The following is a 22,532-nucleotide window of genomic DNA, read 5'->3' on the forward strand; positions in this document are numbered from 1 at the left end:
CTCACCCTGTGCAAAGTAACTTCAACAGAGACTCTGACCCTAGTGAACATAAACCTTCTGGCGATCCTGGTTTGCGAGGATTTGCCAACCGTCTTGCTAAAACGATGGAGCGAGATGCTTTAGTTCAAAAAACTACCGACGAGCTAAGAGATTTTCTTCAGGTCGATCGAGTAGTTTTATATTACTTTTATCGCCAGTGGAAAGGTCAAGTTACATTTGAGTCTTTAAATTCTGACGAGTTCTCAATCTTCGGAACGACAGGAGCTGATGACTGCTTTAATAATAACTATGCAGAAATGTACCTAGAGGGAAGGGTAAGAGCGATCGCAGATATTGAATTAGAACCCATCCACCCTTGCCACCGCGATTTTCTCCGCAGCATCCAGGTTCGCGCTAATTTAGTAGTACCGATTCTGAATCCTTCCAGGTTGTGGGGCTTGCTAGTTGCTCATCACTGTCAACACCCTCGTCCCTGGCTCCCCTCAGATATCGAAACCATGCAAAAAGCAGCCGAAACTCTCGCCACTGCCAGTTCAATCCGAGAAAGCTAAAGAGTAGTTGAATTTGTATGTGTGCTGGGTTTCGTTGCTCCACCCAGCACACATACAAATTCAGTCAATTCAACCGAAACTCATCAAACTTTACCACCTCAGATTCTTCCACCGTATCAAAGCGGTAACTACTCACCGTACCCGTTCCCGTGTCCAATATACTGAAGGCCGTAATTTCATTACTCGCCACATACGGCAACGGTTTCCCATCCTCACCCATCAGCGGCGCAATTGTAGGCACAACCGCCTCCAACCCATTCGGATCGCCCGTTACCGCATAATTTTCCTTATTAAAGCCATCTGGTACAGGTCGCTTCTTGTCGCCAACAGCAGCACCATAAGAGTTGCCCACATTAGAAGTTTCCAGAAAGTGCATCCCGCGAGGACTCACAAAACGATTCCATAAATGCGAGTGTCCATAAAACACCAGCTGCACCCCAGCAGACTCTAGCAGTGGCTTCACATCCCGGATAATATAATCGGCTTCCTTGGGATACTGGTAGCGAATCGATTTTATGCTGCCATCCGCATTTACTTCCCGCACCTGCACCGGGTCAGTATATGCAGGAACAATATTGTCACCCAGAGAATGGGGCGGATGATGCAACATCACCATTTTATATTTAGCTTCGCGAAACTCCGAACCCGATAGCTCTGTTTCCAACCATTTATACTGCTTGCTACCCTTAGCAATTGGCTCAAAGATGTGCTGTCCATAACCCCAATTTTCAGGGTTATTCAAATCTTGGCCTCGTTCGCGGTATCTTCCCCTTGTCTTCTCTTCAAGTCCCCAATAACGCCACATATTCGTAGCGTACAACACCACCAAACGCACATCCCCAAAGGTGAGAGCGTAGTATTTTTCTCTACCTTCTTTACTCTGGGGTAAAGTAAAAATTTCTTCGTAGGTGTCGGTATTAAAAGAATTGTCTTTCAACCAAGCTTCGCGCACCTTTGGGTCGTCACTATTGTTTAATTGCGCTGCATTTTTTGTATATATTTCCTCAGCAGCTTTCCGGGGAAACGAGTCATCAAACTGCTCGTTTAAACTTTTATCCATCGAGAAGCGTCCCATGACTTCATGGTTGCCAATTGCGGTATAAATTGGGGCGTGTTGAATAATTTCTCCGCCTCGATAAACTGTTTTGATACCATTGCGATCGCTTATCGTTTTCGCCCGTCCTTGGAAACAAGGAAAAAAAGCACCTCCACGGTTATCATCAAACCACTCGCTAGCACGGTCGGGAACGTTTACCAAGTCCCCGACCATGAAAACAGCATCGAATTTTCCCATAGTCTCAACTGCCTTCTGAAGATTGGCAGCTGTCATCGGTTTGAGTTGGTGGTCGGAAGTCAGCAAGATTTTCAGCGGCGTTCCCTGCGGAGGTTTAGGGGCGAGGGTGAACACCTCGCTAGTTACACTAGCGCCATCTTCCTGTACGCTGGTCACGCGATAAGGCACACGTTTGCCTGGAGTTAACTCAGCGACTTCTGCCTCGTGCCTCCAGATGTCGCGTCTAGTTGGCTGCTGGTATTGATTATCCTCGGTTTGGTTCCCTACCTTTGATTCCTGGTCTTCCCTGGTGCGGCTGAGTTTGGTGGTAGTGGCGACGACACTTTGAGCGAAATTTTCACCGTAGGCGACACGATGACGAGTGCCAGCAAATTCAGTAAACCAAACAACTCGCACGCTCGTCTCGCTGGGCAGTTGCAGAAATGGAGCCGTCAGCAGCTGATTTTGGGATGTCATAACTGGCTGTGGAGTTAATAGCACAATTATTAGACTAACGGCTGCCAGAAGCAAAAACACAGCCGGAGCGAGTATGGTACGACTGGTAAGGCGTTGAAACATCGCTGTTTTTCCTGGGGAGGGAAGGACGCAATTTCCCAAGGGAACAACCCCTTTGGAGGGTTCGCGCCATATGTTTGTAGGGTGAGCATTTGCCCACCCTACAAAGGTTAACTCTTATTAATCGGAGTGGCGGGATTCGAACCCACGACCTCAGCTACCCCAAAGCTGCGCGCTACCAACCTGCGCTACACCCCGGCACAGTCTTAAATTGTATAATGTCTTTTTCTAAATTGTCAACTTCAATTTAGAAAACCTTTAAAACTTGGATGGCTTGTACCAAACCCGGAACCGCATCCGCCGACCAATTCCCTTCTGCGCGCCTCCCGGTGTTCAAGATAAAGCGAAGACTGTAGGCGTGGGGATAACCTTCGACTTCCATCCAAAGTAAATCGCTTTCCGCCTCACAGGAAATTTTTTCTTCATCCATCAATTCATCGGCACTCTGAGCGATACTTTGAGCCAACTGCTCCAGCAATCGGCAAAATTCAGTTAATTCCGCTTCCGTCAGCTCAATCGCCCAATCCTCCCCACCTACTAAACCTTTAAATTCAGAGGTATCGGGGTTCCAGCCAATGCGCCAACCAACTCCACTTTTAACCACACGTTCCATAGACATTAAAAATTAAAAATTGAAGAACTTCTATTCCATTTTTAATTTTTCATTTTTTAACAGCTGAGCATCCCCCGGTTGGGGCAGTTGCCTGCGTTGGGGTGTGGGCTGTGGTGCAGGTGAGGAAGTGGAAGGTGGTGTTGTTGCGTTCTGGGCATTACCACCAAAAAAGCTAACTAAGACTTGAACTAAGGCATCTCGTTGCGATCGATTCATCCGACTAACAGCAGCGCGATCGCCTTCTAAAGGATTTTGCCGCAAACTATCATAACCCGGATACACCGATTCGACTATCAATTCATTTGCACCCAGATAGTCAGCCAAAGTCAGCTTCCAATCCAGGCGATAGTTCGGTGGACGGGACTTTACATATACGTGATACCGGATTAATCGACCCACTAAGGTGTTCTCTGTCGCCGCCTTACCAGTTTCCTTACTGATGTATTGATTTTCCCGTGGCAAATCCGGTAGGCGTTGATAGACTTGTTGCCAGACATTCTCTGTCCTCACTATCTGGGCGTTAGCAGGATGAAGCAGGAAGGATGTAGGATGAAGGGAAAAATCAAGGATGCTTGCCCAAAGGCATAGACACGCTGCTGTTAGGACAACGGTAAAACGCACAATTGGGTTGAGAAACCTCCTACTTTGTCTTTTCATTTTCCCTCACATAAAAATACTGCTGAGTGCCTTGGCTTATAGTGCTGAGTAAGGAGTCAGGAGTTAAGAGGGAAAAGAAATTCTCCCTTGTCTCCCTTCCCCTCTACCTCTTTCCTAGTCGCCAATAATCTCCGGTTGGGTCAGTTCATCGGACATTTCAATAATTGCCCGCATCACTGGCTTCATCATCGGATCGTCTAGATTATCAAAGTCTTCATAGCGACGGCGCTTGGCACGATTCGCCACCTGAACCGTAATCCGGTAGCGATTGGAAGCCGCACTAACCAATTCTTCAGCCCGGTACATAATTAAAGCTGAATCAAACTTGGAACGCTTAAGCATAGGGTTGTATTTGTTATTAGTGGTTAGTAGTGGTATACGAGGCACGTTATTTGATGAAAGCGAGCGTTGCACACTTCAGTTTAACAGGAGACTCAAAGCCTTTGGGTTTATTAGCACTGTGGATCTGCTTTAGGGGGAATGTCTCAAAGTGCAAAGAATCGCTTAATATTGTGTAAATTATTGTCAAAGTGTAGAGTTCTGAAAACAAACTTTTCGGGTATTACAGTTCATGCAAACCATTGTCGCACCTAGTGTTAAGCCGTTGGGTCAAGTTAATAGCCATCCCCTGAAGCTTGTAGCGCTGGGAGACAGCATTGTTTATGGATACGGCGATCCTGAAGGCGGTGGTTGGGTGGAAAGGCTGCGGCGGCGCTGGATGTTGCCGGATAGTCCGGGACACGTCCTCTACAATTTGGGTGTCCGGGGTGACTGCGTAAAGCAAGTACAAGAGCGTTTAGAGCAGGAGTTTCGCCATCGGGGTGAATTGAGAAATCGCGTCCCGGATGCGATCGCGTTGTCGGTGGGGGTAAATGATTCGGCGCGACTGGCGCGAATTACAGGGCGAAATTTCACCGATTTTGAAGTTTTTCAAGCTGAAATGGCAGCTTTGCTGGAAAAAGCACAACATCTTTGTCCCGTCTTATTTGTGGGAATGGTGCCAGTGGATGAGGAGAAAATGCCGTTTTTCGATTGTTTATACTTCAATCACGCCGATCAGTATCGGTATAAAGAAGCGACTCGCCTAGCGTGTGTGGCGCGACAGATTCCATATCTGGATATTTTTGATTTGTGGCTGGATCGGGGTAAAGATTGGTGGCGATCGCGTCTTACCCAAGACGGACTGCACCCTAATGTTTTAGGCTATCAAGCATTGCTGCAAGATGTCCTTAACTGGGAGCCAATGCAACAATTTTCGCAATTCAGCTTAACGACACCCTAAACTATCCCGTGTCGAGACACCAGTCACTGGGTTGATCCCGCTAGCGCGATCGCATAACTTAGTCACTTCATAGCGGTCAATCAAAGCATCGGTAAAATCAGCACCAGTGATGTTGGTATTGTAAAAACGCGATCGCATCAAAGTCGCTTCCGTGAGGATAGCATTACTTAAATCAGCCTCATCTAACGTCACCCGATCTACCAAAGCGCCTGTCAAGTTTGCACCTCGCAAATTTGCCCCCAATAAAACACCCTTTGTCAATATGGCATTAGTAAGATCGGCTCCTTGAAAATTTGTCTTCCGCATTTCGGCAGACACAAACACCCCACCCACTAAATCTGCATTTGAGAAATCCCGGTTATTCAAATTAATATTTGTGTAATTAATTCCATCTAGCTGAGCCAAAACTGGAGTAGCACTCAACATCACCCAGAACCAGGCAAGAACTAGCACTATAATTGCTCTGAGCAAACCTATCAAAAAGCTCTTTTTCTCCTTCCCAGGCTGACTCTGGGATTGCTTCCCAGTCAGCGTTTCCTGGCTAAGTTTGGCAACGAATAAGTTGTAAGGTTTCATCGAAAAAATTATAAATTAAAAATAGATGAAGGTTTCAATTTTTAATTTTACCCTCTATTTCCACATCCACCAGGCTCTGCCTCCTGGTAGGCGTTTTCAGAGGATGTCCAAGAAGTGTCAAAAGTTAGTTTGATTCTCTTAGTCCCCCTTTTTAAGGGGGATGCAAGGGGGATCGCCACCCTCTAAGCGTCTCGATTATGACTTTTCAGACATCCTCTCAGTCAGATGCTGAGAACGAGAATATAATTTTAGTCTTTAACTGTATTTAACCAATCTTCCCCAATTCGCAGGGTAATATCAGATTCCAGATCCCCAATGGAAGCAGCCTCAATATGACCAACACCTAAAACTCTTTTCAAATCCGCTGCCTTCCTTAAGTCACCTTGCTGCACAATAATTTGAGTTTGACTTTCTTGGTCGGGCCAATCCTGCACGATATAAATATTAGTAAATCCCTTGTCAGCCAAATATTTAGCAAAGCGATTACTTACATTAGGCTCTCCGGTAGCATTTTGGATAGCGATTCTCAAATTACTCAGAGAACGACTTGTTTCCACTTCCGAAACAGTCGTTTGTTGGTCAAAATATTCGCGCACTATCCGGTCTTTACCCACTTCATCCAGAATCCAATAACTGGCAATGTACTCTTTAGGATCGCTGAATCGACCGGGTAACAACACCATTTTGTAATCATCTTGCTCTAAGTTGATGCCAAAACTTGCCAGCGCCAGCATTTCCTCCAAGCTGAGATTAGTGTCAATGTACTTCCACATCACTTGGATGAGTTTAGGCAATTGTGCCAGCACAGTTGGATTAGTAAAACGCTGTCGCAACGCCTTTAGCAGCGCTTGCTGACGTTGTACTCGACCAATATCCCCATACTGATCCTGACGGAACCGGGCGAACTGTTGCGCTTGATCTCCATTCAGAGTTTGCCATCCTGGGGAAAGATCGATTTTAAGTTTTTGGGTTTTGTCTTCATAGGACATCTGGGTGGGAACAAATACTTCAACGCCACCCACTAAATCGACCAACTCCCCAAAGGCATCTGTAGTAACTCGCACGTAACGGTCAATTGGCACGTTGTTCAGGGTGCCACTAACAACTTTTGCCGCTAAAGCAGACCCTCCGTGTACGTTCGCTTGGTTGATTTTCTGCGCCCCAACACCAGGAATTTCTACTCGCGTATCCCGTGGGATGGAAAGCATTTTTACAGAATGGTCTGTGGGGTCTAGGCGCAAAAGCAGCATTGTGTCGCTGTTGCCTGTGAAAGCATCGGGTGAGTTATCTGGGGACTCGTTGAGGCGGTCAATCCCCATGACGAGGATGTTTACAGGTCGCGCCAGACGATACTGAAAGCCTTTACCCCAGGTATCGTTTAGTGAGTTTTGTCCGGAAGCGTCAGAAGAGATAATCGGGGACAAAGGGGTAATTAGCGCCAAAGTTGCCCCAACTGTTGCAGAAACTGTTGCTGTGAGGACAACGGCAGCTATCCATAACAACCGCCGCCCCAAGCCGCCTTTGTCAGACGTAACCTCTTCGGTAGCATCGCTATTCACATCTTCTGTATCGGGATATACTTGCTCGTTGTCAGAACCATTGGATGATTCTTGTCCGACACTTGTTTGAGGCTGTTTGATGCCTTCTTCCACTTTTACCTCGCGATCATCGCAGCCTAATCGTATCGTTCCTGAGACTTGTATTCCAAGGTGAATTATAACTTCAGCTACTCGCTCTCTTAAAGGAAATGATCTTGTTTCTAGGGAAATGCTTTTTTTGCTGACACATGACTACAACGTTAATATAGTGCAGACAATAAATAGGCTGTAGCTAAAATGACTCAATCTTTGATACCTGTGATTCTAGCTGGTGGCAAAGGAGAACGCTTCTGGCCCCTGAGTCGCAAGCAGCGACCTAAGCAGTTTTTAAGTCTGGATGGTAGCGGCAAAAGTTTGTTGCAAGCTACAGCTGACCGTCTGCTGTCCCTAGCTGGCGGTTGGGAAAAGCTGTGGGTGTGTACTTCTAGCTTGTTAGCCGAAGGTGTGAAAGAACAACTTCCCCAGCTACCAGTAGAAAATTTGCTCGTTGAACCAGAAGGACGCGACACTGCGCCTGCGGTTGCTTGGACAACTCTGGAAATTGCGAAAGCTTATGGTGAGGACAGTATAGTAGGCTTTTTCCCGGCGGATCACTGGATTGCCGACGAGAAAGCTTTTCAGGAAACTCTGGAAGCTGGTGCAGCTTTAGCCGCAACGCAGCCATCGATTGTAACTTTGGGAATTAAGCCGAATTATCCATCCACAGGCTATGGTTACATTGAGCAAGGGGAAGAAATTGGCAATTTTGGCGGATTTCCTGCTTACGCGGTGAGCAGATTTACAGAAAAGCCCGACCGCGAAGCTGCGGAGGAGTTTCTGGCGACGGGTCGCTTTAGCTGGAACAGCGGGATGTTCATTTTCCAAGCTGGGGTGGTGCTAAAGGAGCTGCATACTTATGCACCAGAAATCATCAGTCTTTTGGAAGAAAAAGGCGTAGCCGCTTACTCTCAGTTGCCGAAGAAGAGTATTGACTATGCGCTGATGGAGAAGACGCAACTGGCTTATGTGTTGCCAGTGTCTTTTGGATGGGACGATTTGGGAGATTGGAACGCCATCGAACGGTTGCTGAAAGGGGATAAGCCCAACGTGGAACTGGCGACTCATGTAGGAATGGATACGCAGGGGGCGATTCTCTACGCTGAAGGAGAGGATGAGGTAATTGTGACGATTGGGATGGAGGATGTGGTGATTGTACGCGATCGCAATGTCACCCTGGTTGTCAAAAAAGACCGCACCCAAGAAATCAAAAAGGTTCTTGAGTTGCTGCGAAGCAATCCCAAATTGGAAAAGCTGCTTTAAATCTATCCTCCAACGGAAGGCAGAAATTAGAACTATGAAGTATTAATAAGGATGGCAATCGCTAATGGCTAATTGTGTAAGAACCATTAGCCATTAGCGATTAGCCATTAGCCATTAGCTATCCTTCAAAACCCGTGTACTCCCTAACCCAAACCACTTCTCGCCAAAGAGAAATTCTTGAAGTCGTCTTTCGCAACGGCTGGGACTATATGCGACGGCTGTTGAGTGGCGGCAAACCTGATGAGCCGAAACTGCCAACACCAGCTGTACTCCGCAACATTTTAGTGGATTTGGGGCCCGTCTACGTCAAACTTGGACAACTGCTCTCAACGCGCCCAGACCTACTATCGGCGGACTACATTAATGAACTGTCATTATTGCAAGACGATGTTCCGCCTGTGCCTTGGTCACAAATTGAAATCGTGATTCGGCAACAGTTATCGCGGCCGATGGAGGAAGTTTTCGCCACTATCAATCCCCAAGCCGTTGCTGCTGGTTCAATTGCCCAAACTCATAAAGCAACTTTAGCCGACGGACGAGATGTGGCGCTGAAGGTGCAGCGACCGGGAATTGATGCGGTAATCGCCCAAGATATCTCCTTAATTAAAGGTGTGGCAAGTTTGGTGACATTCACCGACTTGGGGCCAGACATAGATATTGTTGCCTTAGCTGATGAATTTTCTACAGCGTTGTTGGCAGAATTAGACTTTACTAAAGAAGCTGCAAACACCAATCAACTGCGACAAAATGTATCTAAAAGTCGTTGGTACGATCCCACCCAAGTAGTAATTCCAGAGATTTTCTGGGAGTTTACTACAGAAAAGTTATTGGTGATGGAATGGCTGGATGGCGTACCGCTTTTGTTGGCAGAGTTTGGGGAAGAAAGCAACGGTAAAACTCCCGATGTGCGGCGGCGAGAAATTACCCGATTACTATGCCGCGTTTTCTTTCAACAGCTGTATATTGACGGCTTCTTTCACGCTGACCCGCATCCTGGCAACATTTTTTATCTTAAAGATGATCGGGTAGCGCTGCTTGATTGCGGGATGGTGGGGCGACTAGACCCCCGCACTCAGCAAATTGTGACGGAGATGCTGTTAGCAATTGTCAATATTGATGCACGTCGATGCAGTCAATTAACGCTGCAATTGGCTGAGTCAGCTACTTTGACAAATGTGTCAAACTTGGAGAGTGATTTTGAGAAGCTGCTGCGAAAATACTACAACCTCAACCTGTCGCAAATCAACTTTAGTCAAGTATTTTATGAGGTGCTGCAAGTAGCCCGCGATAATAAAATACGATTGCCTAGCAATATGGGTTTATACTCGAAAACTTTGGCAAATTTGGAGGGGACGGCGCGGCGATTTGACCCGGAAATGAATCTAATCGAGGAAATTAAACCTTTGATGACAGATTTGTTCCGTCGTCAGCTATTTGGGGACGAGCCGTTACAAGCTTTGCTGCAAACAGCTTTGGATGTTAAAAGTCTGTCTTTGGAATCTCCCCGCCAGCTTGAGTTACTGTTAGATAGAATCACTTCTGAAACTTTGAAGTGGAATATAAAGACGCCAGACATCATTCCATTTCGTCGCAGTTTGGAGAATTCTGCTAACCGCCTTTCCTTCAGTGTTGTAGTGGGTTCGCTGATTATCGGGGCGGCGATTATTTCTAGCAACGCTCAAACAGGAGGTGGACTATCTTTGTTAAGCAATGGTCTATTTGCTGCTGCTAGTTTTTTGGGGTTGTGGTTAGTTGTTAGTATCCTACGTTCTGGGCGTTTGAGGTAGTAGAAAAATAGCGATCGCTAAAATTTAAAATTGCACAAAATCCCAAATTTGTCAATAAATTGGGATGAAATCTAGGTAAGGTTTGAAGTAAGCGATCGCGTCTTTTTCCTCTCACAAGTCGGCAGATATTATATAATACCGTTGTTCAAGAGAACAACGGTAGCTTTGTATGACCCTCGGTAGCGTAAATCATCTGAGTTTGACGGTTAGCAGCATTGAAAAATCAGAGCCTTTCTATGACTCTGTTTTGAGATTCATGGGCTATCAACAGGTGGAGAAAACTGATGCTTTCACTATGTGGTGGTTAGAAAATGCTGGAGCAATTTTGATTTACCCAGGTAATCCTAACTCTGATAATAAAATTCACGATCGCTACTCGCCTGGATTGCACCATCTTGCCTTTAACGCCGACAGTCGGGAACAGGTAGACAATCTTTATAAATTGCTGGTAGAAATGGGTGCTACCATACTCGACTTGCCAGCGGAATACAACCATTATGCGCCTGGTTACTATGCCGTTTTCTTCGCAGATCCAGATGGAATTAAATTGGAATTAGTTCATATGCCTAATATTCCATAGGTAGCGATCGCTTTCTTTTTATATCTTTTAACTTGACAAATTTCAGTTTTGCCGCATTTCCTGGGCAGTAATGCCGGAAGCGGTGTTATTGGCGTATTGTATGTATTGCTCGATGTAGAAGTCTGCGGTGTGTTTGATGCTTTGCACTAAGTCGCGATCGCTCATCACATCCCACCATTTCTGAAGCCGCACACATTCAGCAGGGAAGGCAAAACCGCGATAGTGTTCCAGTACACTCCAACGCTCAAACCAAGGGTAAAAGGCGATATCGACAAGAGTGAGGGATTCTCCTAACCAATAGGAACCGCTTGATATTTTGCCAATTCATTCATTTTCCATAAACAGCAGATGATTGCGTAAGATTTCTGCTGATTGCTGTTGTTTCTCTGGTTCCTGGTTTAACAGTAATTTGTAGAAAGTAGGAACGAATTTGACATTAGCAAAATCAATCCAGATACGTGCGATCGCTCTTTGTCCCGGTTCGCTTGGCATTAATGGCGGTTCGGGGAATACATCATCTAGATACTCGTTGATGATAGTGGATTCCCAGACGCGATCGCTACCGTATTTAATAACTGGCACTTTGCCATAAGGCGAGACATCCGCAAACCACTCCGGCTTATTTTGCAAATCAATCTCGGTCAGTTTAAACTCTACACCTTTCTCCAGCAGCGCCAGTCGCGTCCGATGGGCATAGGGACACACGCTTGCACTATAGATTTCTACTTGTGCCATGACTTTATCCTTTGCTAGTTATAGCTTGATTGTCACCTCTGGCGGCTGAGTTTGTGGGTGGTTGGGGAGAATGCGACCGTATAAAACCTCTCCTACTATCCGATAGTTGCGTTTGCTATTGTTGAAGCTTAGAGTTAATTAATTACTCAGTCTCAGCTATTACCAGTTTGACGATGACGTTGCTAAAACAGGCGTCTTAGCACACTCGTCAGGTAGATGGGACGGCTGTTAGTGCTTGGTTATTAGAACAGATATAATGAGTTGGCGCTGGAGCGAGATCGCGCCATGTAACCAAACTTCAATAAACTGCCTTAGAAGAGTTAAGAAAATCTGCAAGTGTCAAAGAGCTTGTAAGAATTGTTTGAGGCGATCAAATGCGGGGCTATCCCACGGCAAGTAACCCGCCTTCGCGGCTTCGCCCAAACGCTTATCCGGGTCAATCTGTGACGATAACCAAGCACGTATACGTGCTTTTCCCATATTGTTAGGTTGTCGTCTAGTAGTGTTGGTCACACACTCAAAGTATTTGTCTACACATTGCAAAACCGGATCTGTTGCGACAGCAGCTAGACAAACATCTTCAAGCATTCCAGGATTTTGGTCATCTGGAAGAATCATTACACCGACTTGGGGACTATTGCCAGCAATCCCTCCAGACTTACTGGGTACAGCTAATCTGGCATAGTTTAAAGCGCTGCATACACTTTGAAATGCACTTTTTGCACAACTATCTGCGTCTCGTGTAATAGCTAAAGAAACAACATCTGTATAACCAGGTCGTACTAATAAGGTTTTCAGATAATTCCTCAGCCCTTGCTTACCTCTATACTCTTCGACTTGAATATCAGTAATATTAAGGTGGGTTAGCAATGCGGTGAAAAATAATACCTCTTCAGAACCTTCGCCAATGAGCAGTTTAGGTTTTAAGAGTTGTTGCGGGGTGTTGGGCATCAGCGCATCTCCAAGTTCATCTCATCAGAGGTTGCCAATGTTTCCCTGTCGTAAGCAACTGCTTGAATGCCATCTTTTACCCGCTCAAGTCGATGGTAACGGAAATCATATTTTGCACCAGTCTCCAACGCTTCGTGAGCTGCTATGATGCACTCCCGGCTATGGGTAGTAGCGAATATCTGTGCGTCTGCTCGGCGGGTAGCATCTGCTATTGTTCTCCAAACATCAGTTAAAACTGAGTAATGCAAACCATTTTCAATCTCGTCAATAAGAATGGTTCCACCTTTAGCATTTGCAATAGCCAATACAATCGAGAGCAAACGTCCCATACCTTCTCCCATCAGTGGTAGTGGTACAAGTTCACGCATACCGATATCGCCGTGGATGATCGGTTCACGATCTACAACCAATAAGGTAAGGCGTTGCAAGCGGGGTTCTAGCAAGCGCAGGGTTTCTAAAACTTCGTTTTGCCGTCCTACACGTTCCAGGTTACTAAAGCGCTCAGCATCTTCTCTAGGAGAACGTGTGCTGGTGGTGATATATATGCCCAAAGGAAATTTTTCTCGTCGATAGCGTACTCCCACTAATCTTCCATCAGCTCTCAGTGGAGTGCGGAGGATACCAGTTGAATCTTGATACTCAAACACTAATCTATCGTATTGTTCGACCTCTGTTGTTAATGATTCATTAGCTTTGAAAGGCGTTATATCATTATCCTCGTGCAAGGGTGGTACCGAAGGAATTTCATCGGAATTAGCAAAAAAAACTTTTAATGAGCGTTGCACGTTGTTATTTTCTATAGTGCTGAGATTGACAACTTTTTCTATATCTTGGTTGAGAAAAAAACCTCTCATTCTTTCAATATCTTCAAATCTGCTAGCTCTATTAATGCCCCGAACAGTATTAACCTGAAGAAGTGATTCAGGATTGGTTGGGTTGAGTAAAAGAAAAATAGCTTCTAGTAATGATGTTTTGCCAACGTTATTCTTGCCAGCAATTAAGTTTATTCGTTCTAGTGGCTCAAGGGTAAAGTTCTGGAAACCACGAAAATTTTTAAGTATAAAGGAACACAACATAGCTTGTTTTTATGCCTTTTCGTTGTTGAAGCTTCTTACCAATAAGAGCTTATACTCCCTTTAGTCAATCAATTGGCTGCTATAGATAGCTTTAGCTCCGCTATTTTCTAAACATACCATAATTGCCCCGATGAGCGATCTATCTAGTGCTAATTTATCTATCATTTTGACAGAATATTTTCCTCGGTGTGTTGGTGTTTTGAATAGAGGAGGAGTGCGATCGCTCTTTCTCCCGGATTGCTTGGCATCAAGGGCGGTTCGGGGAATACTTCATCTAGATACTCGTTGATGATAGTGAATTCTCAGACGCGATCGCTACCGTTGCTGGTTACGGCTTGATTTTTACTATGAGTCACTGACTTAAGCCTGAACCTCATAGGCTGGATTTCATTCGACGAACCCAGCTAAACCCTTTGAAATGTTGGGTAACGGTTAGTCGCATGGAACAAACCTACAAATCTTCGCATTTCTCCTTATGTCAGTGCCATTCATCTATAAACGCCTATGCCTACAAACGGCTTAATACTCAGCATAACTGGTTTCTTTTATCTATAAATATTCAGTAAAGATTGCTCATATAAAAATGAAGATTTAGTAAAGATACCCATTTTATTGAAAGTAGTTTCGCTTTATTAAGTTTGCTCTATATTTATCAGCTTTCGCTAATAGCTTATAGCAGTTATTGAAACATTCAGTCCTTTGATAGAAGTAAGAATACGCTCTTGAGATAGAGCCGTTAGTGCGTTTGCAGAAGTTATTCTGAAAACAATTCAAGCATAAGTAGCGAATCAAACTACAACAAAGCTAAGAATTCTTTTTTGAAAGAAAGTACGTCACACCGACAGACTTTCAAAATTTTAATTTATCTACATTTTTTTGGAGTTTATCAACAGCTATGGCTAATCAAAATGACCGCCAAACTTATAACCGTGAAGTTCGTCAGGATTCTTACAATGACGCTAACGGTCATACTCATACCAACGTAACGCGAACAGAAGAAACGGTTAATAATGGCGTTGTTAAGTCTAACTCTGACTCCTACCGGGATGGTTACGTTAACGGTCGAGTCTCCGAGCGCAGCTACCAAGAAGAGAATTTAGCTGTTCGGGATAACAACAATGCCGCGAGTGGCTTAGTAATTGGCTTGCTCCTGACTTCGCTGGTGGGCTTAGCCGCTGGTACTTGGTTCTTTTTAAACCAAGGGAATGAGGCACCCGCTCCGGTTATCCCAAATATTGTGGTTCCTAGACAACCAGATGCCAAGCCAGCTCCTGAAGCGAAGCCAGCTCCTGAAGCGAAGCAAGCTCCTAAAAAAGAAACCACAATCATTGAAAGAACTAGGGATGTTTTGGTTCCAGTTCCTCAAAAGCAAGCTCCGGCACCTCAACCAGCAGCACCAGCACCAGACATCAACATTACTGTTCCCGGTTCTGAGCCAAAACAGCCTGAGGCTCAAGAAGCACCTTCTACACAAACTGCTCCCACACAGTCCGAAAGTGAGAGCGATCGCACTCCTGCTCAAGGGGAATCAACTGAAACAGAAACAGGTACAACATCCAGCAGCAGCCCACAAAATGCTGGTGCCGATAGTCCAGATAGTTCTGCTCAGTAACAGCCATAAATTCAAGCGTTAATAGTTTGAAGGAGAATAGCCTCAAAGCCATTTACTTTGAGGCTATTCTCCTGCGTCTGTAGCACTCGACACTCTTATAGATCAATTCAATCGTGAAGACAGGTTTGTACGGATGGTAACGCTCAGCCTTCGTTACGCTACTCCAACTAACTTAGCGCTCAGATCCCACAGCTTTTGAGCTTTGTTATCATCGCTGGCTTCGTCAGAAACCTCTTGCACAAAAGACTGACGACCTGGTTTCTGGCGATTTCCCCAACTCCAATACATCCCGGATTCCTTGTATTCAGGATCGGCAACAATCGCGCCAACCCTTTCTCCTGCCAATTCCTGAGACACGTATCCCCCGGTAATGTTCTTTTGGAACAGCGGGAAAATTTTCCGAAACAGAGGATAGTGGTTGCGGAATAGGGGCGTATCTGCAACGCATCCCGGATAGAGGGAATTAAAGGTGATGCCTGTTGCAGAGTGATAGCGCCGATGCAGTTCCCGCATAGTCAAAACATTGCAAAGCTTGCTATCTTTGTAAGCTTTGCCGGGTTTAAACTTCTTGCCGTTAATCATCGCAATCGGTTCTTTGAAACCAGCTTCAAAGCCTTGGAGATTGCCTAAGTCTGGAGGCGCTGGAATCGGAATCTTACCTCCCAACTCCTTCGGATTTGCCGTCACAGTTCCCAAAATCACAAGTCTGCGATCTGGATAAGAGGACTTTTTCAGATCCTCCAGCATCAGGTTGCACAGCAGGAAATGACCGAGGTGATTCGTCGCCACGCTTAGTTCATAGCCTTCGGCGCTCCGCATTGGTTCTTTTAATAAAGGGAGATAAACTGCGGCGTTGCACACCAAAGCGTCCAAGGACTTGCCGCTGGCTCTGAAGTTATTCACGAACTGGCGAACGCTCTCCAAAGAGGCTAGGTCAATTTGCATAAGGGTGTAGCTGTCTTGGGGGATTTCCGCCGTTTCAGCAGCTTTCTGCCCCTTCTCCAAATCCCGACAAGCCATCACTACGTGCCATCCCCTTTTAGCAAGCGCTTTTGCACCGTACAAACCAACCCCTGACGAGGCACCCGTGATTACAACCGTTGGCTTCCGATGTGATTCCATTCTGTTCAGACTCCGTTGACCGCCGTTAACTATCTCTAGGATCTAGGATTTTACACCACTGGGTCATCAGCTCTTATTTTTCGAGGGGTATCTCGAAAAGACATCTACCGTGATTAGCATAAATACTGTAACCATCTACAAATTGAAGGGCTGGCTCTCCTTCGGCATGAAGTAAATTTTCTTCATCAAAAGATAGTTTGCAAGGGCGATCGCAGACAATACAAACTTTTTCGTATAGAAACAAAAAACCACAATTTTGAATTAGCTGTTGAACAACTTGCCATTTCTTGCTGTCATGATGCAACTTAAGAACTGAAATACAGAAATCGAACATACATCCCCAACTCGCCCACTCCGCTGGTCTATCGAGACAATATATAAACTTGGAAACACAAGTAAATTCCAGTTCAGGATTGAATCTCTCAAGCTCGGCGAATAATTGTCTCTTCAAACACCTCATTATCGTGTGCGGAAAGTACAAAGCTTGAGGCTTATCTTGTGTTGAATAGTAGGGAAAATCAGAGTATAGGGTTTGATTTCGCAATCTAATAAAAAGACGGTTGTCAAGCTGTTGTTTAAATCCGCTTACAATATGCTCAAACACTCTTTTTTTTAATTTGCTTTCAATACTGCGACCTAGATAATGCAGAACATCTTCAATCTGAGCAACTTCTTGAATTGCTATTAGAGGATTGTTATAGAACAAGATTTTAGGTTTTGGATAATCGCTAATAAGGTAAGCTGCGTTGATCGCTTCGGTGACTTGATCGCGATCAGTTGGTTTTACCGAGTTCTGGATCGATCGCCACTTTTTTCGATACGTGGGGATCAGTGCTTCTTGTTCATCAGTTAAGTTTACAACAATCTTACGACTTACCATAGTCTCCTGGTTCCAAAAGCAGGACGTCTTCTTCCTTAGCTAATTCTAAAACAAGAAACTGCCTGAATTTGAGTTTGTCTGCACGAGACAGGCTCCGTAAGGTGGGGAGTCGCTCTGCTATATTCATGGCAACTACAACAGAAATAACCCAGTGCTTTTATTTTTCCAATTTGAGGAGCGATTTGCGGCGACATCTTCAAAGTGGCGATCGCTTTAATGTCACCCATTAGATTAGCACCAAAACACTTTCTCGATCTTGTATCCCCAAACTGGCTAAGCGTCGGAAACTACCGCTTTAGGACTGACTTCAAACTGTAGCTGCGAACGGTAGAAACAGGCATCAAACTCCATAAAGAAGTTCACTTGTCCTAATATTAGTGGCACACTTACAGCCTGTGTCCATGCGAATACGAGTTGCACAGGTTGAAATTGCCCAACCAGTGCTTGAACAACGACTACACGCGCTTCATACTGAGCTAAATTACCTGTTAAACTCAAAGTTGTTGTTTGCTGCTCCCACTCATACCCAAGCTCAACCCCCACCGGGTAAGGTAGCACATTCACCGTTGCTCCGGTATCTAATAAACCGGACGTGGCGACAGAACTTTTCTGATTGACTAAGGTGATAGGAAGATACGGACGAAAACCTGCCTCGCCTAATGCAATATCAGCAGAGATAAACGGATACCGTTGGGCGTTACGCATCGTCTTGAGTTTTGGCAGCTTGTAAAACTTTTAGCATAATATCTGCTGCTTCAAACGCATCATAGGGCGACCATACGGGGTAGGATAGATCGGGCTTGATCAGGTCTGTTTCTTGTTGAGCTAACTCTGAGATCAAAACCTGCATAACATATAACTTATCTGCCCGGTTAAGCCCTCGTAGAGTAGAAAGTAATTCTGTTGATACCATGTAAACCACTCCGGTAGGTCAGGTACGCTTTTTCATCATATACTTGGAACCTACTGAGCCAATTGGATTACCTAATTGTATTGCTGCTGGTAGCTCAACTGGTTCCGATGAGGCAGTCGTAGATGATATGGTGATTTGCGCTTGAGCGATCGCTCTTAAGCTAGCTGGTCGGTTCTGAAATTCTCAAAATTCCTCTTGCCAATCCGGAGTCGTAATGAGTATGATTTTTTTACGTACTCATTACGAGTTTGAGTTAAATAAGGTTAAGTAAGGATATCTATGAGCAGCGATCGCGAAAAGTTGACCACCGCCACAGGTTGCACAATTGCTGATAACCAGAATTCCCTGACAGATGGAGCGATCGCAGGAGCATTAAGCGGCGCACGGCAAGACATTCAAATGCGGCAACTCTGTCACTTCTTCCGCGCCGATATGGATTACGGTATGCGTGTTGCCAAGGCGTTGAGCATTGACATTGACCCCGGTATGCTGCAACAAAATCAACAAAACAATCCTCAACCTGTAACAGCCTAAATTATTAACTGTCGGGTTTCTCCTTTGGGTAGGTAAACCTGTTTTTAACAGAGGTGTATCAATAACGCCCCTACCCAAAGGCTTTCCGGCTTAATGACAATTCTGTATTTGGAATTACTTATCAAGTTACTCTCAGCAGTTCTCCTAAAAAATTGGAGGGAAAATTTATGGATTCTGCCAAGAAGCCATGCAGACCTAAGCAACTTAGCATATTACAAATTATTGGAATAGTGCTATTATTAGCTGCAATTAAATATAGTTTGGACGAAGTTTCACTGTTTCTGCTTAAGCATTTTATTTCGGAAGAATCTGTTGTTTACACAACATTAGTCAACGAATTTCGGCATTTTCACTAACTAAGGACGCAATATAGCTATTGTAGCGAGCGCTGTACCAAGGAAACCTATATTACTCCAGCCTTGACTCACGATATCAACTCCTTCATAGAGTTATCTCTAGTCGGTCGCTACAAGTTACCTCGCATATTCATACTCCCTGTAAAAATCTAAGGAACTTCTACTGATACTGCGAGTTCTCCAAAGCTCACGTTTTAGGTCATCACTAGAATTTACATTATCGAGAAGTATAAGTAATTGAGGTACGCTTAAGAACCAACAATTATAGAAAGGATTTCCTGTCCTCCTTGGATCTAATAGAACAATTTCATTAAACTGCAATTTGAAATTATCAAGCTTCTTATTCAAACTTATAACTCTGTTTGCATCGGCATCATCACTGGCATCAAATCTTCCCAACAACATATTTTCTAGAAACTGGAATATGACAGTTCTATCCTGGAAGCTTCCAAAATCGAGAAGTGTAACTGATACTCGTGCAATATCTCTACCGTTTAGTTCACAAATAGAGCCATCTTGCAAAGGAATAGATTTATTTTTCCGAATAAAGATTTCATGATCATTGATTTGAATTTGTGAATCTAGTAGAGATTTTGACAAATCTAAAAATAGATTTAAGTCGCTGCCCGCTCTTGAGTTTCTTGTCAGAGCTTTTGCCTTTATTTCAAAAAAAATTATGGTTTCAGATGCTTCCACTACGATATCAATTTCTCGATATTTGCCTTTACTATGCACATCATAGTAACCATAGTTAAATTTAATACCTCGTTTAGAAAACTCATTTTTTATAAAGTTCTCAAGTTCTTCTCCTAGTTTTTTATCGTTGACTTTTGAATCCACTTTTGCTCTAATTTCAGAAACAATAGCCTCATAAAAAGCGGGGGAACAAATCGAGGAACTAATTAATAAATATTCATCTCTATTTAGTCGAATTAGGGGCTTATGCTGAAAAAAGTTCTCGCCACTTATCTGACTAATATCTTCTGGAATCTGAAAGCCATAATTCACATAACTTACTTCATGAGAATAAACAGTAAGTAATTTATCAATTTCATCTTTCCCTAATTCTGGTGCTAGCTTGTATAGTTGTTCAGCTTGGAAAGTTACTGGATGTAGTTTACCCTCAGCTAGTTTAAAGATTCTCTCTGCTATCATTGCTGCTTGCTCAGGAGTCCATCCTAAATTCTGTTGGATGGTTTCAGGAAGCCAAGAAAATAGCCCCCGTAGCATTTTAGGAACATCCAAGGGACGTAGTTGAGTGGGACAAAATAAGTTATCATATAACGCTAGTTCTTGTAAGAAGCGAGTTATTGTGTCAGTACTGTGGAACAATAGAGCGAATTGATTGTGTGGTTGTACATCTAGGATAGATGTTAATGCAATAGAATTTCGCAAAATTCTTTTCCAAATGTTGTCAGGAGTTTCAACAGCTATCAGTATCTGTCTTCGTGGATGCTTAACACACAGATTCAGCAGATATCCAACAGGAATTGATGGGAAATGCGATTGAATTAGACTATTAAAGGTTCTACCTAGATGATATCTGCCTTGTTTCTCGTGATGATAAGGCTCTATTACATCAAATAATCTTCTCAAAGCCTCAATTCCGCCTAACAACCTAATATCAGCTTCTATAAGGTTAGCTATCCTCCTTTTTTGGGATTCCTTTATTACAACTCTTCCATCTTCGATATCGACATTGCAACCTTCGCTCTGCAAGTATTTTGCAGAGTTGCTTACTACAAATTGTCTTTTATAAGATTGCTCTAAATTCTGCAAATTATACTCAAGTATTTGTGGGTTGATAACTGTTAAATCCCAGGCGGCTTGGAGTGCAGTGCGCCATTTATCCTCAAATTCTAAACTCACTATTTGACAAATTGATTCATCTGCAATATTATCTTTCTCACGGATAGCATCAATAACAGTTTTCAGAATTCCGAAATAAGGTTGCAGTTGCTCTTTTCTAATAAAGTGAGTAATAAGTAGTTGATCTTTAAGAATAAAAAGTTGCGTTCTGGACAGTTGATTACCTGCAAGATTCTTTTGAATAGTCTTATATAGATGGTTCTGAACCTCATAAGGCGTCAAACTATTCTCATACTCAATCCCATAGCTCTTATACAAACCTGTCAAGTCCTCTACAGAACTTAAGTTGAGGCTTGGCTTTGTAGAGTCAACTAATTGTTTGAAGAGTATGTCCATATCAGTTTTTCTAATGCCGAAGATTACTTATGGTAAGTAAATACTGTGTTGTGCTAATAGTGACTTGATTGTAGAGTTGAGGTAAAAGGTGCAAGTGTTGAATTGCTGCCAAATTTGTAATCGCCGAGGTATTGCTGATGACAATCAAAGCCGCCCCAACTCCCGCAAGTTTTTTAAATCAAGCTCAAAGTCTTCAACATCGTATGAGTAAAGCGGAATATTTCGCTGATTGAGTAGCTGGCGAAAGGCATTGGGTAGCATATCCACTAATTGACTGGCGTTGCCCAAGGTTAAGCGACCTGTTTGGAACAGGTACAAGGCAATTTCTTGGCAAAACTCGCTTGGAGTAAGTTGAGATGCTTGGAGAATTTCATCTGAGATTACAACATTCATAGCAACATTGCCTCACCAGTCAGAATTTTAGGGTAGCCTAAGAAAGTTTTTGGCGATCGCAATCACAAATCAGCGATCGCTCTTGCATTTAGATGGGGATAAAAATGTCTCGCACAATGCAAAACGAAGTTACGCGCACACTTTGTTCACACTCTTGAGCTTATTCACTTCATCCCACCAAGTCTTCAGTTTAGGAGTTTGAGCAGTAATTGCCTCAAACTCTGGCGTTTTCGAGAGGTAGATGAAGATGGGAATTAGGTAGAAATCGGCAATGCTCAATTCGCTGCCTAGCAGATATGGGCTACCAACAGTCAGCGACTCAATTGCCTCTGCTGCTGTTTTTGCAGGCGCGATCGCATTTTTCACCGCGTCCTCATCTGTTTTGCCGCCCTGGCTTGGCACAATTAGACGCTGGATGACAATTGTCCTGATTGCAGATGGATAGAAATAGCTATCAATAATTGCCATAATCTGGCGCATCCGAGCCTTAGACAGCGGATTAGACGGGCTGAACTTGTTACTTGCGACGACAGTATCGAGATAGTCGGTAATAGCAGCCGTCTCATAAAGCACTTCCCCATCCACTTCGAGAGTCGGGACTTTACCGAACGGATTTTTGGCTAGGTACTCGGCTGAGGTGTTTTCACCGTTGAAAATACCGACTTCTTTGAGGTCATAGTCTGCACCTGCTTCCTCAAGCAACAACCGGACAGTACGAACGTAAGTGCTGAGAGGAATGCCGTAAATAGCGATCGCTGGCATTATCTGTAAATCTCCAATCCTTTTGTTCGACAGTGATAATAATACTCGGTGACTAACTGCGATCGCCTCAGCTAGTAGGGGGAGAACTGCCGAACGAGCTGTTTGAGGCATACAAACCGGCGGTCACATGAGTGAAAACCCCACGTTAAACTGTCTATTGGGCAAAAATATTGAAATGCGATCGCTCATTTCTGCTTCTGA

24 protein-coding genes, 1 tRNA gene and 2 pseudogenes are annotated in these 22,532 nt (G+C 44.1%); 7 read left to right on the forward strand and 20 right to left on the reverse strand.

Annotated elements, in window-relative coordinates; all coding sequences use genetic code 11:
* Positions 1 to 104: 104 nt before the first annotated feature.
* Entirely contained in the window at positions 105 to 551 is a 447-nt protein-coding gene (locus tag H6F74_RS09695; protein ID WP_347269497.1) for a GAF domain-containing protein, read from the forward strand.
* A gap of 64 nt (positions 552 to 615) precedes the next feature.
* On the opposite strand, the gene H6F74_RS09700 is transcribed toward H6F74_RS09695, so the two are convergent.
* From H6F74_RS09700 to H6F74_RS09720, 5 genes are all read right to left on the reverse strand, one after another.
* A complete protein-coding gene (locus tag H6F74_RS09700) occupies positions 616 to 2,301 on the reverse strand; it encodes a fibronectin type III domain-containing protein (protein ID WP_199301045.1) in 1,686 nt (561 codons plus the stop codon).
* 223 nt (positions 2,302 to 2,524) lie between these two features.
* Positions 2,525 to 2,598 (reverse strand) — tRNA-Pro (locus tag H6F74_RS09705).
* A gap of 49 nt (positions 2,599 to 2,647) precedes the next feature.
* Positions 2,648 to 3,013 (reverse strand): DUF1818 family protein, encoded by a 366-nt coding sequence (locus tag H6F74_RS09710; protein ID WP_190440033.1) that lies wholly within the window; start codon positions 3,011 to 3,013, stop codon positions 2,648 to 2,650.
* Between the two features lie 30 nt (positions 3,014 to 3,043).
* Positions 3,044 to 3,583, reverse strand: coding sequence for a hypothetical protein (locus tag H6F74_RS09715; RefSeq protein ID WP_347269498.1), 540 nt, complete (start codon positions 3,581 to 3,583; stop codon positions 3,044 to 3,046).
* A 201-nt stretch (positions 3,584 to 3,784) separates the two neighbouring features.
* Positions 3,785 to 4,012, reverse strand: coding sequence for a DNA-directed RNA polymerase subunit omega (locus H6F74_RS09720; RefSeq protein WP_190420966.1), 228 nt, complete (start codon positions 4,010 to 4,012; stop codon positions 3,785 to 3,787).
* A 229-nt stretch (positions 4,013 to 4,241) separates the two neighbouring features.
* Between H6F74_RS09720 and H6F74_RS09725 the strand changes: the two genes are divergently transcribed.
* A complete protein-coding gene (locus tag H6F74_RS09725; protein WP_190439766.1) occupies positions 4,242 to 4,952 on the forward strand; it encodes a GDSL-type esterase/lipase family protein in 711 nt (236 codons plus the stop codon).
* Here H6F74_RS09725 and H6F74_RS09730 read toward each other — a convergent pair.
* Both H6F74_RS09730 and H6F74_RS09735 read right to left on the reverse strand, forming a co-directional pair.
* Positions 4,938 to 5,528, reverse strand: a complete 591-nt coding sequence (locus H6F74_RS09730) for a pentapeptide repeat-containing protein (protein WP_190439777.1) — start codon at positions 5,526 to 5,528, stop codon at positions 4,938 to 4,940. The two genes, H6F74_RS09725 and H6F74_RS09730, sit on opposite strands and share 15 nt — an antisense overlap.
* A 248-nt stretch (positions 5,529 to 5,776) precedes the next feature.
* Positions 5,777 to 7,180 carry an LCP family protein gene (locus H6F74_RS09735; RefSeq protein ID WP_190439779.1) on the reverse strand — a complete coding sequence of 468 codons (1,404 nt, stop codon included), beginning with the start codon at positions 7,178 to 7,180 and terminating at the stop codon, positions 5,777 to 5,779.
* Between the two features lie 183 nt (positions 7,181 to 7,363).
* Between H6F74_RS09735 and H6F74_RS09740 the strand changes: the two genes are divergently transcribed.
* The 3 genes from H6F74_RS09740 (at position 7,364) to H6F74_RS09750 (ending at position 10,792) form a co-directional block, all read left to right on the forward strand.
* Complete coding sequence (locus H6F74_RS09740; protein WP_190439783.1) at positions 7,364 to 8,425, forward strand: mannose-1-phosphate guanylyltransferase; 1,062 nt, start codon at positions 7,364 to 7,366, stop codon at positions 8,423 to 8,425.
* Between the two features lie 134 nt (positions 8,426 to 8,559).
* Positions 8,560 to 10,212: an AarF/ABC1/UbiB kinase family protein gene (locus H6F74_RS09745; RefSeq protein ID WP_313931378.1), complete on the forward strand. Its 1,653-nt coding sequence runs from the start codon at positions 8,560 to 8,562 to the stop codon at positions 10,210 to 10,212.
* 169 nt (positions 10,213 to 10,381) lie between these two features.
* Complete coding sequence (locus H6F74_RS09750; RefSeq protein ID WP_190439800.1) at positions 10,382 to 10,792, forward strand: VOC family protein; 411 nt, start codon at positions 10,382 to 10,384, stop codon at positions 10,790 to 10,792.
* A gap of 42 nt (positions 10,793 to 10,834) precedes the next feature.
* Here the strand turns inward: H6F74_RS09750 and H6F74_RS29920 are convergent, their stop codons facing one another.
* The 5 genes and pseudogenes from H6F74_RS29920 to H6F74_RS30925 form a co-directional block, all read right to left on the reverse strand.
* Positions 10,835 to 11,116 (reverse strand): glutathione S-transferase C-terminal domain-containing protein, encoded by a 282-nt coding sequence (locus H6F74_RS29920; RefSeq protein ID WP_347269499.1) that lies wholly within the window; start codon positions 11,114 to 11,116, stop codon positions 10,835 to 10,837.
* Positions 11,117 to 11,527, reverse strand: a complete 411-nt coding sequence (locus H6F74_RS29925; protein ID WP_242021968.1) for a glutathione S-transferase family protein — start codon at positions 11,525 to 11,527, stop codon at positions 11,117 to 11,119.
* 339 nt (positions 11,528 to 11,866) lie between these two features.
* Positions 11,867 to 12,478, reverse strand: a complete 612-nt coding sequence (locus H6F74_RS09760; RefSeq protein WP_190439802.1) for a DUF3226 domain-containing protein — start codon at positions 12,476 to 12,478, stop codon at positions 11,867 to 11,869.
* Positions 12,478 to 13,554, reverse strand: a complete 1,077-nt coding sequence (locus H6F74_RS09765; RefSeq protein WP_190439804.1) for an ATP-binding protein — start codon at positions 13,552 to 13,554, stop codon at positions 12,478 to 12,480. Before H6F74_RS09765 ends, H6F74_RS09760 begins: the two co-directional genes overlap by 1 nt.
* A 209-nt stretch (positions 13,555 to 13,763) precedes the next feature.
* Positions 13,764 to 13,847 (reverse strand): annotated as a pseudogene (locus tag H6F74_RS30925) (glutathione S-transferase family protein); the annotation flags it as partial.
* Between the two features lie 602 nt (positions 13,848 to 14,449).
* Here H6F74_RS30925 and H6F74_RS09775 point away from each other — a divergent pair.
* Positions 14,450 to 15,166, forward strand: coding sequence for a hypothetical protein (locus H6F74_RS09775; RefSeq protein WP_190439808.1), 717 nt, complete (start codon positions 14,450 to 14,452; stop codon positions 15,164 to 15,166).
* Positions 15,167 to 15,319: 153 nt separating this feature from the next.
* On the opposite strand, the gene H6F74_RS09780 is transcribed toward H6F74_RS09775, so the two are convergent.
* The 4 genes from H6F74_RS09780 to H6F74_RS09795 all read right to left on the reverse strand — a co-directional run bounded on the left by H6F74_RS09780 (position 15,320) and on the right by H6F74_RS09795 (position 18,081).
* A complete protein-coding gene (locus H6F74_RS09780; protein ID WP_190439810.1) occupies positions 15,320 to 16,288 on the reverse strand; it encodes a protochlorophyllide reductase in 969 nt (322 codons plus the stop codon).
* A 73-nt stretch (positions 16,289 to 16,361) separates the two neighbouring features.
* Positions 16,362 to 17,168: a DUF6745 domain-containing protein gene (locus tag H6F74_RS09785; RefSeq protein ID WP_190439812.1), complete on the reverse strand. Its 807-nt coding sequence runs from the start codon at positions 17,166 to 17,168 to the stop codon at positions 16,362 to 16,364.
* 273 nt (positions 17,169 to 17,441) lie between these two features.
* Positions 17,442 to 17,873: an aspartyl protease family protein gene (locus H6F74_RS09790; RefSeq protein WP_190439815.1), complete on the reverse strand. Its 432-nt coding sequence runs from the start codon at positions 17,871 to 17,873 to the stop codon at positions 17,442 to 17,444.
* The gene (locus H6F74_RS09795) at positions 17,866 to 18,081 is read right to left on the reverse strand and encodes a hypothetical protein (RefSeq protein WP_190439818.1); all 216 of its coding nucleotides are present in this window, start codon (positions 18,079 to 18,081) and stop codon (positions 17,866 to 17,868) included. Before H6F74_RS09795 ends, H6F74_RS09790 begins: the two co-directional genes overlap by 8 nt.
* Positions 18,082 to 18,360: 279 nt before the next feature.
* Here H6F74_RS09795 and H6F74_RS09800 point away from each other — a divergent pair, with 279 nt between their 5' ends.
* Complete coding sequence (locus H6F74_RS09800; RefSeq protein ID WP_190439822.1) at positions 18,361 to 18,615, forward strand: catalase-related domain-containing protein; 255 nt, start codon at positions 18,361 to 18,363, stop codon at positions 18,613 to 18,615.
* A gap of 473 nt (positions 18,616 to 19,088) precedes the next feature.
* On the opposite strand, the gene H6F74_RS09805 is transcribed toward H6F74_RS09800, so the two are convergent.
* The 4 genes and pseudogenes from H6F74_RS09805 to H6F74_RS09815 form a co-directional block, all read right to left on the reverse strand.
* Positions 19,089 to 21,176, reverse strand: a complete 2,088-nt coding sequence (locus H6F74_RS09805) for a hypothetical protein (protein WP_190439824.1) — start codon at positions 21,174 to 21,176, stop codon at positions 19,089 to 19,091.
* Positions 21,177 to 21,231: 55 nt separating this feature from the next.
* A pseudogene (locus H6F74_RS30930) lies at positions 21,232 to 21,324 on the reverse strand (DUF3368 domain-containing protein); the annotation flags it as partial.
* Positions 21,321 to 21,569 (reverse strand): UPF0175 family protein, encoded by a 249-nt coding sequence (locus H6F74_RS09810; protein WP_190439827.1) that lies wholly within the window; start codon positions 21,567 to 21,569, stop codon positions 21,321 to 21,323. The pseudogene H6F74_RS30930 and the gene H6F74_RS09810, both read right to left, overlap by 4 nt.
* Before the next feature lie 129 nt (positions 21,570 to 21,698).
* The gene (locus H6F74_RS09815; protein ID WP_242021969.1) at positions 21,699 to 22,442 is read right to left on the reverse strand and encodes a glutathione S-transferase family protein; all 744 of its coding nucleotides are present in this window, start codon (positions 22,440 to 22,442) and stop codon (positions 21,699 to 21,701) included.
* Positions 22,443 to 22,532 lie beyond the last annotated feature (90 nt).

This window comes from Trichocoleus sp. FACHB-90 (genome assembly GCF_014695505.1).
Classification (GTDB): domain Bacteria; phylum Cyanobacteriota; class Cyanobacteriia; order Cyanobacteriales; family FACHB-T130; genus Funiculus; species Funiculus sociatus.

Excerpts from the sequence above, each read along its gene's own strand:
- H6F74_RS09695 (WP_347269497.1), top strand. The coding sequence starts at position 105 with ATGGAGCGAGATGCTTTAGTTCAAAAAACTACCGACGAGCTAAGAGAT.
- H6F74_RS09700 (WP_199301045.1), bottom strand. The coding sequence starts at position 2,301 with ATGACATCCCAAAATCAGCTGCTGACGGCTCCATTTCTGCAACTGCCC.
- H6F74_RS09710 (WP_190440033.1), bottom strand. The coding sequence starts at position 3,013 with ATGGAACGTGTGGTTAAAAGTGGAGTTGGTTGGCGCATTGGCTGGAAC.
- H6F74_RS09720 (WP_190420966.1), bottom strand. The coding sequence starts at position 4,012 with ATGCTTAAGCGTTCCAAGTTTGATTCAGCTTTAATTATGTACCGGGCT.
- H6F74_RS09725 (WP_190439766.1), top strand. The coding sequence starts at position 4,242 with ATGCAAACCATTGTCGCACCTAGTGTTAAGCCGTTGGGTCAAGTTAAT.
- H6F74_RS09730 (WP_190439777.1), bottom strand. The coding sequence starts at position 5,528 with ATGAAACCTTACAACTTATTCGTTGCCAAACTTAGCCAGGAAACGCTG.
- H6F74_RS09740 (WP_190439783.1), top strand. The coding sequence starts at position 7,364 with ATGACTCAATCTTTGATACCTGTGATTCTAGCTGGTGGCAAAGGAGAA.
- H6F74_RS09750 (WP_190439800.1), top strand. The coding sequence starts at position 10,382 with ATGACCCTCGGTAGCGTAAATCATCTGAGTTTGACGGTTAGCAGCATT.
- H6F74_RS29925 (WP_242021968.1), bottom strand. The coding sequence starts at position 11,527 with ATGGCACAAGTAGAAATCTATAGTGCAAGCGTGTGTCCCTATGCCCAT.
- H6F74_RS09760 (WP_190439802.1), bottom strand. The coding sequence starts at position 12,478 with ATGCCCAACACCCCGCAACAACTCTTAAAACCTAAACTGCTCATTGGC.
- H6F74_RS09765 (WP_190439804.1), bottom strand. The coding sequence starts at position 13,554 with ATGTTGTGTTCCTTTATACTTAAAAATTTTCGTGGTTTCCAGAACTTT.
- H6F74_RS09775 (WP_190439808.1), top strand. The coding sequence starts at position 14,450 with ATGGCTAATCAAAATGACCGCCAAACTTATAACCGTGAAGTTCGTCAG.
- H6F74_RS09780 (WP_190439810.1), bottom strand. The coding sequence starts at position 16,288 with ATGGAATCACATCGGAAGCCAACGGTTGTAATCACGGGTGCCTCGTCA.
- H6F74_RS09785 (WP_190439812.1), bottom strand. The coding sequence starts at position 17,168 with ATGGTAAGTCGTAAGATTGTTGTAAACTTAACTGATGAACAAGAAGCA.
- H6F74_RS09790 (WP_190439815.1), bottom strand. The coding sequence starts at position 17,873 with ATGCGTAACGCCCAACGGTATCCGTTTATCTCTGCTGATATTGCATTA.
- H6F74_RS09795 (WP_190439818.1), bottom strand. The coding sequence starts at position 18,081 with ATGGTATCAACAGAATTACTTTCTACTCTACGAGGGCTTAACCGGGCA.
- H6F74_RS09800 (WP_190439822.1), top strand. The coding sequence starts at position 18,361 with ATGAGCAGCGATCGCGAAAAGTTGACCACCGCCACAGGTTGCACAATT.
- H6F74_RS09805 (WP_190439824.1), bottom strand. The coding sequence starts at position 21,176 with ATGGACATACTCTTCAAACAATTAGTTGACTCTACAAAGCCAAGCCTC.
- H6F74_RS09810 (WP_190439827.1), bottom strand. The coding sequence starts at position 21,569 with ATGAATGTTGTAATCTCAGATGAAATTCTCCAAGCATCTCAACTTACT.
- H6F74_RS09815 (WP_242021969.1), bottom strand. The coding sequence starts at position 22,442 with ATGCCTCAAACAGCTCGTTCGGCAGTTCTCCCCCTACTAGCTGAGGCG.